Below are 15,261 nucleotides of genomic sequence, written 5' to 3' on the forward strand. Positions count from 1 at the left end.
GCCCTCAGGCCTTGGGCACGGGTTGCACGGTCAGGGGACCGAGGGCGCCGGACGCGATCGCCACGAGGCGGTCGATGTTCGGGTGTTTGCCGGGGAAGGCGTTGGCATCCGCGGTGTGTTCGGCGTAGAGTGCCAGGCCGTCGAGGGCCGCAGCGGCGTTCAGCGTGCCGTGGCGCTGGGCGAGGGCCTGGTAGACGGCGACGGAGCCAGCCTGTCCGGGGCGGTTGTCCAGCGTGGCGACGGTGGCGCCGTGCGCATCCAGCAGTTGCAGGCCCGCTAGGTGGTCGATGGCGGGAATGGTCTTGAGCGTGTCAGAGAAAGTCATGCCCGCATGCTACCGCCGAGCTGCGGCGGTCTCACCAGAAAGCGCGAGAAGCCCCGTCCTTCAGGGCGGGGAGGTAGAGCGCAGGCTCGCGCAGCGAGCCGTTGGCTTGGTGGATGAGTTTCCTGTGGCATGGTTGACTGGCTTTGTATACAGTATCGATCATGTCCATGCGAGCCTTCCGCTTCCAGTTGCGCCCCAAGCCCGGCACTGCGCACGCCTTGCGCCGGTTCGCTGGCGCGTGCCGTTGGGTGTGGAACCGGGCCATCGGCGAACAGCAGCGGCTGAGGGTGGCGGGCGAGAAGTTCTCGGGTTACGCGGTGATGTGCCGCTGGCTGACAGTGTGGCGCAACGACCCGGACACGGCGTGGCTGGCTGAAACGCCGGTGCAGGCGCAGCAGCAAACGCTGAAGCGACTGGAGGTGAGCTACCGGCGCTTCTTCGAGGGCCAGGGCGGTTATCCCCGGTTTCGCGGGCGAGGCCAAGATGCCGGACTGCGGTTCCCGAAAGCCTCGGACTGCAAGCTCGACCTGGACAACCAGCGCCTGAAGCCACCGAAACTCGGCTGGGTGCGGATGCGCCAGTCGCAGCCTGTGCAGGGAGAGGTGCGGAACTGGACGCTGACACAGGAGCGGGGCCGCTGGTTCGTGTCGATCCAAGTTGAACAAGCTGACGTGATCCCGGCGGCGGGGCTGGTGCCGACGCTGGGGATCGATTTCGGGGTGACGCTGTTCGCCGCGACGACAGACGGGGAGTGCGTGGCGCCGCTGAATGCGTTGAAGCGGCAGCAGAAGTACCTGAAGCGCGTGCAGCGATCGGTGTCGTGCAAGGTGAAGGGCTCGAAGAACCGGCGCAAGGCGATCGACCGACTGGGCAGGGTGCATGCGCGGATCGTGGCGCAGCGCAGCGACTGGCTGCACAAGCTGACGACGCGGTGGGCGAACGAGCATCCGGTGATCGCGATCGAGGATCTGAAGGTGGCGGCGATGAGCGCCAGCGCCAAGGGCACGGCCACCGCACCAGGAAAGAAGCTGCGGCAGAAGGCGGGACTGAATCGCTCGATCCTGGATCAGGCGTGGGGCGAGGCACGGCGACAACTGGAATACAAGACCGCGGCCCGAGGTGGTGCAGTGGTGCCAGGGGACCCGGCGTACACGAGCCAGCGGTGCAGCGCCTGCGGGCACACCGCCAGAGAGAACCGGCCGACGCAAGCCCGCTTCGCGTGCGAAGCGTGCGGGCACAGCGAGAACGCGGACCTGAACGCCGCGAAGAACATATTGGCCGCGGGACACGCGGTCTGGGTCGCAAGGCCCGAAGCCTGTGGAGCGGAGGTCAGACGCGCCAGACCCGTGAGGGGACGACGCGCAGCCGCGAGGAAGCAGGAACCCGCCGAAGGCTCGGCCGCGCAAGCGGTCGCGCCCGCCGGAATCCCCGTCCTTTAGGGCGGGGAGGATGTCAATGGCGCAGAAAGAAGACCGCGGCCATCACCAGCCCGGTGAGCACCACCGTGGCACGCACGGTCGCGGCCGGCAGGCGCCGTGCGAGCCGGGCGCCGGCAAACCCGCCGGCCGTGGCCGCCACCATCATCACCAGCGCGCTGGGCCAGTGGATCGCGCCCGCCCAGGCGAATGCCGCCACCGACAGCAGCGACAGCACCAGGGAGTTCAGGTTCTTCAGCGCGTTGGCGGTGTGGACGCGGCTCTCGCCGGTCAGCGTGTAGAGCGCCATCAGCAGGATGCCGAGCCCGCCATTGAAGTAGCCGCCATAGACCGCGACCAGGAACAGCCCGAGGCCCTGGGCCACCGGGTGTACGTCGCCGGCACCGCGCCGGGCCCGCGCGGCCACCAGCCGCGGTCCGACCGCGAACAGCACCGTGGCGAACAGCAGCAGCCACGGCACCGCGGCCGAGAACACCTTCGCCGGCGTCACCAGCAGGAGCAGCGCACCGCACACCCCGCCCGTGGCGCAGAGCAGACCCTCGCGCACCAGCCGCTCGCGGGGCAGGGCGGCTAACTCGCTGCGGAATCCCAGCGCGCTGCCCAGATAGCCCGGACTCACCGCCACCGCGCTGGTCGCGTTGGCCATGATGGGCGGCAGTCCGGTGAAGACCAGCGCCGGGAAGGTGAGAAAACTGCCGCCGCCCGCGATGGCGTTCAGCACGCCCGCGGCGAAGGCGGCAGCGACGAGGAGGGTCCAGTCTGACAGCATGGGTGCCAGTGTCGCAGGTCCCCGCGACCACGGCCCCCTGCGCGGCTGGCACCGCGGTGTTCAGCGGCGCGCGGCGGCGCGCTCGCGGCCCCGACCCGCGTCCGTGCGGGCGGCCAGCAGGCGCCGGGCTTCGGGGTAGATCAGCGACTCTTCCAGGTCGATGTGGTCCTGGTAGAGCGCGGTGAAGATGTCGACGGCGTGGCGCAACTCGTCGATGTCGTACCAGCTGTAGCCCTTGGAGACCGCGTCGAGCTGGGGCGACAGGCTCAGCCAGTCTTCCTCCAGCCAGCCGTGGTCCTGCTGCAGGCGCTGCACGTGCTGCACCAGCACCGCGTCGTCGCTGCGCAGCAGGCCCGGGAACACCACCCGTTCCTCGTCGGCATGGTGGGCGCGGGCGGTCTCGCTGAAAAAACGCACCGCGTCGGCGGCCAGTCGGCGGGCGGTGGCGTCCACGCCCTGGGCGTCCAGATGGTCGAGCAGCGTCACCAGTCCGCGCAGCGCGCCCAGCACCTCGCGGTGACAGCTGTCGAGCGCCTCCATTTCCTGCTGATCACTCAGCACGACCGGGGCAGCAGCGGCTGCGGCAGTTTCAGACAGGTGCATGGCCATGACGGACTCCTGGAATGGGCGCCCGGTGCGGACGCGACATGGCCATTCTTGGCAGGTGTCCGTGGATCGGTTTGCGCGACATCAAGTGCGAATCGATCCGGCAAAAAGTCACTTTTCAGGTGCATTCCGGGACCGCTTCATGCCCCAAGGGCGTGCAGTTGCCGGTCAGTTCGTCGTGCTGTCACGCCGGTCTGGTGCGGTGCGCCACCTGTCCGCACAGGTAGGTCCAGACGAGGTTCGCGGCCACGTTGCTCGACAGCTCTGCATGGTCATAGGGCGGGGCCACCTCGACGCAGTCCATGCCGACCCAGCGCTCGCCCGCCAGTTCCTCGATCAGCGTCAGCGCCTGGTTCGTCGTGAGACCGCCCGGCTCGGGCGTGCCGGTGCCGGGAGCGAAGGCCGGGTCGAGCGCGTCGATGTCGAAACTCAGGTAAAGCGGCGGGTTGCCACAGGAGGCCCAGCGCAGGCGCAGGGTCTGCAGGACGTTGTCGAGCTGCGCGGGGCTTTCCAGCCCGCGCAGGTCGCGGGCGGTCCAGATCAGGCCGCCCTGGTCGCGCACGTACTCGCGCGCCGCGCGCAGGCCGGCGCTGCGGATGCCGATCTGCGCGAAGGCCTGTGGCAGCACCAGCCCCTCCTGGATGGCTTCGTAGACCCAGGTGCCGTGGCCGCTGGGCTCGCCGAAGTGGTCTTCCCAGGTGTCGCAGTGCGCATCGAAATGCAGCACGCCCAGCGGCTGCCCGAAGTGCTGGTGGTAGGCGCGCAGCAGCGGCAGCGTCACGGAGTGGTCGCCGCCGAGCCAGACCATGTGGCGCTGCTGCGCGAGCAGGGTGGCGACCTGCGGTTGCATCGCCGCGCGCATGCGCTCCAGGCTGGTGTTGGGCAGCGGCAGGTCGCCGAGGTCGCACAGGGTGTCGGCGGGCGAGACGTCGAACAGCGGGTGCGTGCCATCGCACAGCATGTGGCTGGCTTCGCGGATGGCGCGCGGTGCCATCCGGGCGCCGGGGCGGTTGGTGACGCTGCCGTCCCAGGCAATGCCGGCCAGCCCGAAGGGGCGGTCGACGGGGTCCTGCGGCCCCATCGGGACCTTGAGGAAGCTGTGGGTGCTGAGAAAGGCGAAGTCGGTCATGGCGTTGCGGGGTGGGGCGCGGTGTCGGATCGGGCGGGGCCCCAGTGTGCCGCAGGCCTGTGGAGGGTGCGTTTTCACCACCCTGAATACAATTCCACATCATGAAAATTTGACATGCTGCGATGCATCAAAATTTTCCATCGTGAGAAAGATGATTTCACATTGTGGTTGTTGTTCACTAAGTCGTTGATTTTATTGGAACTGGAAAGATGTCTTATATAAGACATAAGTCTTCTCGTTTCCACCGAGTGCGACTAAGCTGGAGCCATCCAACGACCTCGTTGAACCCCCTTCAATCACCGCAGACCGGAGCGCTTCATGACGAACCTGACCCGTGAACAACAGATCGCCGCCCTCGAAAAAGACTGGGCTGAAAACCCCCGCTGGAAGCTGGTGAAGCGTGGCTACAGCGCTGCCGACGTCGTGCGTCTGCGCGGCTCCATGCAGCCCGAGTACACGCTGGCCAAGAACGGCGCCGAAAAGCTGTGGGACAAGGTCAACGGCGGCGCCAAGAAGGGCTACGTCAACGCATTCGGCGCGATCACCGCTGGTCAAGCCATGCAGCAAGCCAAGGCCGGTCTGGAAGCCGTGTACCTGTCGGGCTGGCAGGTCGCCGCTGACGGCAACACGTCGGAAACCATGTACCCCGACCAGTCACTGTACGCCTACGACTCGGTGCCGACGATGGTCCGCCGCATCAACAACACGTTCAAGCGTGCCGACGAAATCCAGTGGGGCCGTGGCATCAACCCGGGCGACGAAGGCTTCGTCGACTACTTCCTGCCGATCGTCGCTGACGCGGAAGCTGGTTTCGGCGGCGTGCTGAACGCGTTCGAACTGATGAAGAACATGATCGCGTCGGGCGCCGCTGGCGTTCACTTCGAAGACCAGCTCGCCGCGGTCAAGAAGTGCGGTCACATGGGTGGCAAGGTGCTGGTCCCGACCCGCGAAGCCGTCGAGAAGCTGATCGCCGCGCGTTTCGCTGCCGACGTGATGGGCGTGCCCACCATCGTTCTGGCCCGCACCGACGCTGAAGCCGCCAACCTGCTGACCAGCGACTGCGACGACAACGACCGCCCGTTCGTCACCGGCGAGCGCACGCAAGAAGGCTTCTACCGCGTCAAGAACGGTCTGGAACAAGCCATCAGCCGCGGCATCGCCTACGCCCCCTACGCCGACCTGGTGTGGTGCGAAACCGGCGTGCCGGACATCGGCTTCGCCCGTGAATTCGCGCAAGCCGTCCACGGCGCCTGCCCGGGCAAGCTGCTGTCGTACAACTGCTCGCCGTCGTTCAACTGGCGCAAGAACCTGAACGACAGCCAGATCGCTGCGTTCCAGGAAGAGCTGAGCGCGCTGGGCTACAAGTACCAGTTCATCACGCTGGCCGGCATCCACATCAACTGGTACAACACGTTCCAGTTCGCCCACGCCTACGCCCAGGGCGAAGGCATGAAGCACTACGTCAACATGGTGCAAGAGCCGGAATTCCAGGCCCGCGAACAAGGCTACACCTTCGTGTCGCACCAGCAGGAAGTCGGCGCTGGCTACTTCGACGACGTCACCACCGTGATCCAGGGCGGATCAAGCTCGGTCAAGGCGCTGACCGGTTCGACCGAAGAAGAGCAGTTCCACTGAGCTGCTGATCTGAATCGCCGGGGGCCGGGGGCGTGAGCCCGGTCTGCTCCGTCACGCGGAGCCAGGAGTTCGAGTTCTGTTCTTGAGATGCCCCGAGGTGCGAGCCTCGGGGCTTTTTTTCGTGCTCTGGCGCCGAGGTCATCGGTTAAACTGGCGGCTCCATCGGCTGCACAAGACACGGGAAAGGCACTCTGGTTATGACACCGCGAACTACCACCTCCCCGACCTCCGAGGTCTGACAGGCCAGCCGCGGCTCTTCCACCGAGTCCCCCCAGGAAAGCGCGGCGCCCCCGCGCTTTTTTGTTTTTGAAGGTTTCCCGCGATGATTTCCATCCAGCTTCCCGACGGTTCCCGACGTGAATTCCCCGGCCCGGTGACCGTGGCCGACGTGGCCGCCTCCATCGGCGCCGGTCTGGCCAAGGCGGCGCTCGCCGGCCGCATCGGCACGGGTGAGACCGCCCGCGTCGTCGACACCAGCCACCGCATCGAGGCCGACGAATCGCTCGCCATCATCACGGCCAAGGACGACGCCGGCCTGGAGGTCATCCGCCACTCGACCGCCCACCTGCTGGCCTACGCCGTCAAGTCGCTGTTCCCCGAGGCACAGGTCACCATCGGCCCGGTGATCGAGAACGGCTTCTATTACGACTTCTCGTACAAGCGCCCGTTCACCCCCGAGGATCTGGTCGCCATCGAGAAGAAGATGGGCGAGCTGGCGGCCAAGGACGAGCCGGTGGTGCGCAGCGTGCTGGCGCGTGACGAGGCGGTGGCCTACTTCAAGTCGATCGGCGAGGCCTACAAGGCCGAGATCATCGAGAGCATCCCGGCCGATCAGGACGTGTCGCTGTACGCCGAAGGGGCTTTCACCGACCTCTGCCGCGGCCCGCACGTGCCGTCGACGGGCAAGCTGAAGTTCTTCAAGCTGATGAAGGTGGCGGGTGCCTACTGGCGCGGCGACCACCGCAACGAGATGCTGCAGCGCATCTACGGCACCGCCTGGGCGACCAAGGACGACCTGCAGAAGTACCTGACGCGCCTGGAGGAGGCCGAGAAGCGCGACCACCGCCGCCTGGGGCGCGAACTGGACCTGTTCCACCTCGACGAGCACTCGCCCGGCACGGTCTTCTGGCACCCCAAGGGCTGGACGGTGTGGCAGCAGGTCGAGCAGTACATGCGCCAGGTCTACCGCGACAACGGCTACCAGGAAGTCAAGGGTCCGCAGATCCTCGACCGGAGCCTGTGGGAGAAGACGGGCCACTGGGACAAGTACCGCGACAACATGTTCGTGACCGAGTCGGAAAAGCGCGACTACGCGCTCAAGCCGATGAACTGCCCCGGCCACATCCTGATCTTCAAGCAGGGCATCAAGAGCTACCGCGACCTGCCGCTGCGCTACGGCGAGTTCGGCCAGTGCCACCGCAACGAGCCGACGGGTGGCCTGCACGGCATCATGCGCGTGCGCGGCTTCACGCAGGACGACGGCCACGTCTTCTGCACCGAGGACCAGATCCTGGCCGAATGCGACGACTTCACGGCGCTGCTGCAGAAGGTCTATGCCGACTTCGGCTTCACCGAGATCCTCTACAAGGTCGCGACGCGGCCCGAGAAGCGCATCGGCTCCGATGACCTGTGGGACAAGGCCGAGGCCGCGCTGATCGACAGCCTGAAGCGCACGGGGTGCGACTTCCAGATCTCGCCCGGCGACGGCGCTTTCTACGGGCCCAAGATCGAGTACACGCTCAAGGACGCACTGGGGCGCCACTGGCAGTGCGGCACGATCCAGGTCGATTTCTCGCTGCCGGAGCGGCTGGGTGCGGAGTACGTTGCCGAGTCTGGTGACCGCCACTACCCGGTCATGCTGCACCGTGCAATCCTGGGCAGCCTGGAGCGTTTCATCGGCATCCTGATCGAGGAACACGCCGGCGCGCTGCCGGTCTGGCTGGCTCCGGTGCAGGTGTCGGTGCTCAACATCACCGATGCGCAGGCCGATTACGCCCGTGACGTCGTCAAAGCGCTGCAAAAACAAGGACTTAGGGTGTCACTGGATTTGCGCAATGAAAAGATCACGTATAAAATCCGCGAGCATTCTTTGCAGAAGGTTCCGTACCTGCTCGTTGTCGGTGACAAGGAAAGGGCCTCAGGAACCGTCGCAGTGCGCGCCCGGGGCAATCAGGACCTCGGGGTGATGGCCCTGGAGGCCTTCTCCCAGAAGATCGCAGCCGATCTCTCCACTCTCGGGTGACGGGCCAGGCGTTGACGGTCTTCTTTCCCCTTGTCGGGGCGCGAATCTTTGGTTGTCGGGCTGCATGCCCCTGAAGGAATCTCACCATCGCTACCTTTCTTGACCGCCGTACTCCGAACGCCGAACGCAAGCATCGACTGAACCGCGAGATCACCGCCCTGGAAGTCCGTCTGAACGGACCCGAGAACGAGCCGCTGGGCATCGTCAGCATCCAGGAAGCTCTGCGTCTTGCGGCCGAGGGTGACATCGATCTGGTGGAAATCTCCCCGACGGCCCAGCCGCCGGTGTGCCGCCTGATGGACTACGGCAAGTTCAAGTACCAGGAACAGAAGCGCGCGGCCGAGGCCAAGGCCAAGCAGCACGTCATCGATGTCAAGGAAGTCAAGTTCCGTCCCGGTACGGACGAAGGCGACTACAACATCAAGATGCGCAATCTGCGCCGCTTCCTGGAAGATGGCGACAAGGGCAAGGTCACCCTGCGATTCCGTGGTCGCGAGATCACGCACCAGGACATCGGCATGCGCCTGCTGGAGCGTGTGCGCGACGAGCTGACCGACGTGTCGCTGGTCGAGCACATGCCCAAGCTCGAAGGCCGCCAGATGATCATGGTGCTGGCCCCGAAGCGCAAGAAGTAAGCCGCCAGCGGCAAAGAAGACACAAGCAATTTGAGTGGGTGCGGTCTGGTCGCTGCGCCCCTCAGTGCCCGCAGGCCCCAAAGCGCATGAGTCGTTTCATGCCGCCTCGCAGGAACTACCCCAAGGAGCAGTCATGCCCAAGATGAAGACCAAGAGTGGCGCGAAGAAGCGTTTTCGCGTCCGTCCCGGTGGCACCGTCAAGCGCGGTCATGCCTTCAAGCGTCACATCCTGACCAAGAAGTCCACCAAGACCAAGCGCCACCTGCGTGGAACGACCGCTGTGCATGAGACCAACATGGGTCACATTGCACAGATGCTGCCGTTCGCCGGTCTGTAATCCACCACAACACGAAGGAGTCATCACATGCCTCGCGTCAAACGTGGTGTTACCGCCCGCGCTCGTCACAAGAAAGTCCTCGCCCTTGCCAAGGGTTTCCGCGGCCGCCGCAAGAACGTCTATCGCATCGCCAAACAGGCGGTGATGAAGGCGGGTCAGTACGCGTACCGTGACCGCCGTGCCAAGAAGCGTGAATTCCGCCGCCTGTGGATCGCGCGTATCAACGCCGGTTCGCGCGCGCTGGGTCTGACCTACAGCAAGTTCATGGCCGGCCTGAAGAAGGCTTGCATCGAAGTGGACCGCAAGGTCCTCGCCGACATGGCCGTCAACGATCCTGCCGCATTCGGCAGCATCGTCGAGAAGGTGAAGGCCCAGCTCGCTTGAGCCTGACGCGCCGGGCCGGTGCAAGCCGGCTCCCGCGTCACACGAAAAAGGCCGACACTGCGTTCGGCCTTTTTTCTTGTCTGTCTACCCCAGTCTCCCGATGAACGATCTCGATCAACTCGTGCAGGCCGCGCAAGCCGACTTTGCCGCCGCGCTCACCCCCGCCCAGCTCGAAGACGCCAAGGCGCGCTACACCGGCAAGTCCGGTCAGGTGACCGAGCTGCTCAAGGGCATGGCCAAGCTCACGCCCGAAGAGAAGAAGACCCGCGGCGCCGCGATCAACGAGACCAAGCAGCGCATCGAAGCTGCGCTCACTGCCCGTCGCCAGGCGCTCGCCGAAGCGGAACTGCAGGCGCAATTGAAGGCCGAGGCGCTCGACGTGACGCTGCCCGGCCGTGGCCGCAGCGTGGGCGGGCTGCATCCCGTGTCGCGCACGCTTGAGCGCATCGAGCAGATCTTCGGCTCCATGGGCTTCGACGTCGCCGATGGCCCGGAAATCGAGACCGACTGGTACAGCTTCACCGCCCTGAACAACCCGGAAAACCACCCGGCGCGTTCGATGCAGGACACCTTCTACGTCGACATGAACGACGAGGCCGGCCGCCCGCTGTGCCTGCGCCCGCACACCTCGCCGATGCAGGTCCGCTACGCCCGCCAGCACGCCGCCGCGCACGCCGGGACGGACCCGATGCCCGAGATCCGCGTCATCGCGCCGGGCCGCACCTACCGCGTCGACAGCGACGCGACGCACTCGCCGATGTTCCACCAGTGCGAAGGCCTGTGGATCGGCGAGAACGTGTCGTTCAAGGACCTGAAGGCCGTCTTCACCGACTTCTTCCGCACCTTCTTCGAGACGGACGACCTGCAACTGCGCTTCCGTCCGTCGTTTTTCCCGTTCACCGAGCCGTCGGCCGAGGTGGACATCGCCTTCTCGTCCGGGCCGCTCAAGGGGCGCTGGCTGGAAGTGGCCGGCTCCGGGCAGGTGCATCCGAACGTGGTGCGCAACTACGGGCTCGACCCCGAGCGCTACATCGGCTTCGCCTTCGGCATGGGGCCGGACCGGCTGACCATGCTGCGCTACGGCGTCAACGACCTGCGGCTGTTCTTCGAGGGCGATCTGCGCTTCCTCGGCCAGTTCCGCTGATTGATCCGCTGACTCGCTGATCCGCCACCGCCCAAGCCCCAGAGCCCGGACAAGGACACCTGAGATGCAATTCCCCGAATCGTGGTTGCGCGAATACTGCAACCCTGACCTGACCACGCAACAGCTCGCCGACCTGCTCACCATGTCCGGCATGGAAGTGGAAGAACTCCAGCCGGTCGCGCCGCCGTTCACCGGCATCGTCGTCGCCGAGATCCTCACCGCCGAGCAGCACCCGAACGCCGACCGCCTGCGCGTCTGCACCGTCGACGCCGGCCCGCACAGCAAGGACGGCCCGCTGCAGATTGTCTGCGGCGCGCCGAACGCCCGCGCCGGCATCAAGATCCCGCTGGCCACCGTCGGCGCCGAACTGCCCCCGGGCGAGGACGGCAAGCCCTTCAAGATCGGCAAGGGCAAGCTGCGCGGCGTCGAGAGCCAGGGCATGCTGTGCTCGGCGCGCGAGCTGAAGCTGTCCGAGGACCACGGCGGCCTGCTGGAACTCCCGCTGGACGCCCCCGTCGGCCAGGACATCCGCGCATTCCTGAACCTCGACGACACCCTGTTCACGCTCAAGCTCACGCCCAACCTCGGCCACGCGCTGAGCGTCTACGGCGTGGCCCGCGAAGTGGCCGCGCTGACCGGCGCTCCACTGAAGACGCTGCCGACCGCGCCGGTCGTGCCCACGCTGGATGACACGCTGTCCATCACCGTCGAGGCGCCCGACCTGTGCGGTCGCTTCTCCGGCCGCATCGTGCGCGGCATCGACACGAAGGCCAAGACGCCCGCGTGGATGGTCGACCGCCTGGCGCGCTGCGGGCAACGCTCGGTCAGCGCACTGGTGGACATCTCGAACTACGTCATGTTCGAGACCGGCCAGCCGACGCACATCTTCGACCTCGACAAGATCCACGGCGGCCTGACGGTGCGCTGGGGCCGCGAGGGCGAGACGCTCAAGCTGCTCAACGGCAACACCATCACCGTCGATGCGCAGGTCGGCGTCATCGCCGACACGCAGGCCGTCGAATCGCTCGCCGGCATCATGGGCGGCGACGCGACCTCGGTGGGTGACGACACGACCAACGTCTACGTCGAAGCCGCCTTCTGGTGGCCGGACGCCGTTGCCGGCCGCTCGCGCCGCTACAACTTCAGCACCGACGCCGGCCACCGCTACGAGCGCGGCGTCGACCCCGCCCACACCGTCGAGCGCATCGAGCGCATCACCACGCTGATCCAGCAGATCTGCGGCGGCGAGGCGACGGCGTGCGGCCCGGTGACGGACGCGATCGTGAACCTGCCGGCGAAGAAGCCGGTGGCGCTGCGTGTGGCGCGTGCCGCCAAGGTGATCGGCATGCCGGTGACGCAGGCGCAGTGCAGCGAGGTGCTGACCCGCCTTGGCCTGTCGTTCACCGAGTCGGACGGTGTGCTGACCGTGACGCCGCCGAGCTGGCGCTTCGACATCGAGATCGAGGAAGACCTGATCGAGGAAGTCATCCGCGTCATCGGCTTCGACCAGCTTCCGCTGACCGCGCCGGTCGCCCCGGTGACCGCCCGCGTGCGCCCGGAAGCCCAGCGCGGCAGCTACGCGCTGCGCCGTTCGGTCGCGGCACTCGACTACCAGGAAACGATCAACTTCTCGTTCGTCGAAGAGCGCTGGGAAACCGAGCTTGCCGGCAACACCCACCCGATCCGCCTGCTGAACCCGATCGCCGCACCGCTGTCGGTGATGCGCTCCAGCCTGATCGGCAGCCTCGTGCAGGTGCTGCGCCACAACCTGACGCGCCGCGCGCCGCGGGTGCGCGTGTTCGAACTCGGTCGCGTGTTCCAGCGCGATGCGTCGGTGCAGACCAGCGAGCAGAGCGTCGTCGGCATCGACCAGCCGCTGCGCGTGGCCGGTCTGGCCTGGGGCGCGGCCGAGCCGGTGCAGTGGGGCGTGAAGGAGCGGGCGGTCGATTTCTTCGACGTGAAGGCCGATGTCGAGGCGCTGGTCGCCCCGCGCGTGGCCCGCTTCGTCGCCGCCGAGCACCCCGCGATGCACCCGGGCCGCTGCGCCCGCGTCGAGCTGGACGGCGTGGCGATCGGCTTCGTCGGCGAGCTGCACCCGCGCTGGCGCCAGGCGTATGAGCTGCCGGCGGGGCAGGGCGCGCCGGTGCTGTTCGAGCTGGACGTGCCGGCGCTGCTGGCCCGCGATGTGCCCGCCTACCAGGCGGTGCCGCGCCAGCAGGCGGTCACGCGCGACATCGCGGTGATCGTCGGCGACACGGTGGGCCATGACGCGGTGATCACCAGCCTGCTGGCCGCGCCCACCGGCGGTCTGCTGCGCAGCGCGAAGCTGTTCGACGTCTACCGCCCTGCGGCAGGTGCCGCCGGCTTCGAGCCTGGCGAGCGCAGTCTGGCGATCCGGCTGGAACTGCTGGATGATGAAGCGCCGCTGACGGACGCCCGCAGCGACGAGGCGGTCAAGGCTGCACTCGACGCGGTGCAGCGCGATCTGGGCGCACGTCTGCGCGGCGCATGACCCTGCGCCCCGCGATGCCCCCGCACCGACCGACCGATCCGACCCACCGCACGGCCACCGCCCATGGATGAAGAACCCGACTTCCTGCTGCCTGACGACGACGATGCGCCCACGCTCACCAAGGCCGAGCTGGCCGAACTGCTCTTCGAGCGGCTCGGCCTGAACAAGCGCGAATCCAAGGACATGGTCGAGGCGTTCTTCGAGTTCGTCCATGCGTCGCTGGCGAAGGGGGACGATGTCAAGCTGTCGGGCTTCGGAAACTTCCAGGTCCGCCGCAAGGCACCGCGTCCGGGGCGCAACCCGCGCACCGGCGAGTCGATCCCGATCCGCGCGCGCAACGTCGTCACCTTCCACGCCAGCCACAAGCTCAAGGCCGTGGTGCAGGGCGAAATTCCGCCGGAAGGCGACTTCGAGTAAAGTCGGCGCACCCGTGCCGACTCTCCGAACCCATTGATTTGCAATGGAAATCCAGCTTCCTGCGATCCCCGACAAGCGTTACTTCACCATTGGTGAGGTGAGCGAGCTGTGTGGCGTCAAGCCGCATGTGCTGCGCTACTGGGAGCAGGAGTTCGCGCAGCTCCGCCCGGTCAAGCGGCGCGGCAACCGCCGCTATTACCAGCACCATGAAGTGCTGCTGATCCGGCGCATCCGCGACCTGCTGTACGAGCAGGGGTTCACCATCAGCGGCGCGCGCAACCGGCTGGCCGAGCTCGGCCCGGCGGCCGCGCGTGCGCTCGACGACGACAATCTGGCCGGCGAAGACCTGTCCATGCCGCACCTGATTCTCGGCGGCGGTCGGGTCGATGCGACGCTGCTGATGCCGTCCTCGGTGCCGCGTGCCGGTGCGATCCTGGCACCGATGCCTGCCGTGCCGGTGCCGGGTCGGGTGACCAGCACCGATGTCCCCACGCCGCAGGTGGCCCGCGACGCACTGGTGCGCAGCGGTGCCCGCAGCCTGCGCGAGGAACTGCTCCTGATCCGCGCGCTGCTGGATCCGGAGTCGCCAGACGTGCCAGACATCGTCCTCGGATAAAAATCTCCACAGAGGCTGGACGAACTGATTGATTCCGGCATACAATCACTTTCTCAGCAGTCGGGGCGTAGCGCAGCCTGGTAGCGCACTTGCATGGGGTGCAAGGGGTCGTGAGTTCGAATCCCACCGTCCCGACCAATGAATTCAATGGGTTAGCTCTCACAAGGAGCTAGCCCATTGGCCTTTCTGGGGTCCGATCGCTGATTTCTGGCAATTCGCTGGCAATTCGTCGGCTGTTGGGCAACTTCAGGGCACCGCTGCGACGTGGTCCCGTGGTCCCGTGGTGCTCTGGCGCGGTCTACGCCTTGATTTTCCTTTTGGGCAGATAAATTCTGCGCACGAGGGGGGCGCGGTGTCCCGAGGTGGTTCCGGTTGGAGTTTTGCACCCCCCCGGGTGTGTCCATCGGATCTTCTGGCGCGGGTGTCCCTATCGCCAGCCCTTCGTGTCGATCGCCGCCAGGCGTCCCTGTAGCCGTCCGGTCAGGACTTCGTATTCCCTCAGCATGGCTTCCGCGGCGTCGTTGTGCGCGGCGTACAGCCGGAAGTACGTCTTCCAGTGCATCCCCTTGGGTTTGCCGCCGTCGCCGTTCAAGATGCCCGGTTGCCACTGCAGGCGCTCGCGCAGCTTGTCGGCCTTGCGGGTGGACCGGTCGGCCTCGGACTCGCGCTGGCTTCGATAGGCCAGGTCGTGGCATCGACGGCAGGCGAACACCGATCCGCTGTAAAGCAGCGCCACCCTCCGGCCACAGCCGACCGCCGGGCATCTCCACCACGCACGATCGCCGCCGAAGTGGCAGGGTGTCCAGTCCAGGCGGACCGGATAGGCCATGTCCTGCCATTCGCCGCCGCGCGACCGCTGGCGGTAGTCCAGCCGCACCGCGTCGGCCTGCACGCAGATGTCGATGGATGCGGTTGTCTCTCCACCGCGGGACCAGCGCCACCGAAACGCTGAATCTGGCTTCAGCAGCCCGTCCCGCTGCAACCTGCGCACGTCCAGCGCCCGCACGTCGTCCGTGCAGTCCTTGCCGCGGCTTCCGCGCCGCCCGCTTCCGAATCCGCCCATGGTTCGCACCT

General features: G+C 66.7%; 14 protein-coding genes, 1 tRNA gene and 1 pseudogene. 11 read left to right on the plus strand and 5 right to left on the minus strand.

Going from position 1 to position 15,261, the window contains the following annotated elements:
- Positions 1-4: 4 nt before the first annotated feature.
- The gene (locus tag BDD16_RS17740) at positions 5-325 is read right to left on the minus strand and encodes a DUF2322 family protein (protein WP_179635160.1); all 321 of its coding nucleotides are present in this window, start codon (positions 323-325) and stop codon (positions 5-7) included.
- Between the two features lie 161 nt (positions 326-486).
- Here BDD16_RS17740 and BDD16_RS17745 point away from each other — a divergent pair, with 161 nt between their 5' ends.
- Entirely contained in the window at positions 487-1,764 is a 1,278-nt protein-coding gene (locus BDD16_RS17745; protein ID WP_246332594.1) for an RNA-guided endonuclease InsQ/TnpB family protein, read from the plus strand.
- Positions 1,765-1,777: 13 nt separating this feature from the next.
- Here BDD16_RS17745 and BDD16_RS17750 read toward each other — a convergent pair whose 3' ends face one another.
- From BDD16_RS17750 to speB, 3 genes are all read right to left on the minus strand, one after another.
- Positions 1,778-2,530 carry a sulfite exporter TauE/SafE family protein gene (locus BDD16_RS17750; RefSeq protein WP_179635161.1) on the minus strand — a complete coding sequence of 251 codons (753 nt, stop codon included), beginning with the start codon at positions 2,528-2,530 and terminating at the stop codon, positions 1,778-1,780.
- A gap of 60 nt (positions 2,531-2,590) precedes the next feature.
- Positions 2,591-3,139 carry a hemerythrin domain-containing protein gene (locus tag BDD16_RS17755; RefSeq protein ID WP_246332595.1) on the minus strand — a complete coding sequence of 183 codons (549 nt, stop codon included), beginning with the start codon at positions 3,137-3,139 and terminating at the stop codon, positions 2,591-2,593.
- 181 nt (positions 3,140-3,320) lie between these two features.
- Positions 3,321-4,265: an agmatinase gene (speB, locus tag BDD16_RS17760; RefSeq protein WP_179635162.1), complete on the minus strand. Its 945-nt coding sequence runs from the start codon at positions 4,263-4,265 to the stop codon at positions 3,321-3,323.
- A 318-nt stretch (positions 4,266-4,583) separates the two neighbouring features.
- Between speB and aceA the strand changes: the two genes are divergently transcribed.
- The 10 genes and pseudogenes from aceA to BDD16_RS17810 all read left to right on the plus strand — a co-directional run bounded on the left by aceA (position 4,584) and on the right by BDD16_RS17810 (position 14,325).
- A complete protein-coding gene (aceA, locus tag BDD16_RS17765; protein WP_179635163.1) occupies positions 4,584-5,900 on the plus strand; it encodes an isocitrate lyase in 1,317 nt (438 codons plus the stop codon).
- A 322-nt stretch (positions 5,901-6,222) separates the two neighbouring features.
- A complete protein-coding gene (thrS, locus tag BDD16_RS17770; protein WP_179635164.1) occupies positions 6,223-8,142 on the plus strand; it encodes a threonine--tRNA ligase in 1,920 nt (639 codons plus the stop codon).
- 86 nt (positions 8,143-8,228) lie between these two features.
- Complete coding sequence (gene infC, locus BDD16_RS17775) at positions 8,229-8,777, plus strand: translation initiation factor IF-3 (RefSeq protein WP_179636228.1); 549 nt, start codon at positions 8,229-8,231, stop codon at positions 8,775-8,777.
- A 133-nt stretch (positions 8,778-8,910) separates the two neighbouring features.
- The gene (gene rpmI, locus BDD16_RS17780; RefSeq protein ID WP_179635165.1) at positions 8,911-9,114 is read left to right on the plus strand and encodes a 50S ribosomal protein L35; all 204 of its coding nucleotides are present in this window, start codon (positions 8,911-8,913) and stop codon (positions 9,112-9,114) included.
- A 27-nt stretch (positions 9,115-9,141) separates the two neighbouring features.
- On the plus strand, positions 9,142-9,498 hold the full coding sequence (rplT, locus tag BDD16_RS17785; RefSeq protein WP_179635166.1) for a 50S ribosomal protein L20: 357 nt from the start codon (positions 9,142-9,144) through the stop codon (positions 9,496-9,498).
- A gap of 100 nt (positions 9,499-9,598) precedes the next feature.
- Positions 9,599-10,642, plus strand: coding sequence for a phenylalanine--tRNA ligase subunit alpha (gene pheS / locus BDD16_RS17790; protein ID WP_179635167.1), 1,044 nt, complete (start codon positions 9,599-9,601; stop codon positions 10,640-10,642).
- A 64-nt stretch (positions 10,643-10,706) separates the two neighbouring features.
- A complete protein-coding gene (gene pheT, locus BDD16_RS17795; protein WP_179635168.1) occupies positions 10,707-13,154 on the plus strand; it encodes a phenylalanine--tRNA ligase subunit beta in 2,448 nt (815 codons plus the stop codon).
- Positions 13,155-13,217: 63 nt separating this feature from the next.
- Entirely contained in the window at positions 13,218-13,571 is a 354-nt protein-coding gene (locus BDD16_RS17800) for an integration host factor subunit alpha (RefSeq protein WP_179635169.1), read from the plus strand.
- 43 nt (positions 13,572-13,614) lie between these two features.
- Positions 13,615-13,905: pseudogene (locus BDD16_RS23465) on the plus strand (MerR family transcriptional regulator); the annotation flags it as partial.
- 343 nt (positions 13,906-14,248) lie between these two features.
- Positions 14,249-14,325: transfer RNA gene (locus tag BDD16_RS17810), tRNA-Pro, on the plus strand.
- 289 nt (positions 14,326-14,614) lie between these two features.
- Here BDD16_RS17810 and BDD16_RS17815 read toward each other — a convergent pair.
- Complete coding sequence (locus BDD16_RS17815) at positions 14,615-15,250, minus strand: hypothetical protein (protein ID WP_179635171.1); 636 nt, start codon at positions 15,248-15,250, stop codon at positions 14,615-14,617.
- Positions 15,251-15,261 lie beyond the last annotated feature (11 nt).

Source organism: Sphaerotilus montanus, assembly GCF_013410775.1.
GTDB lineage: Bacteria > Pseudomonadota > Gammaproteobacteria > Burkholderiales > Burkholderiaceae_C > Sphaerotilus > Sphaerotilus montanus.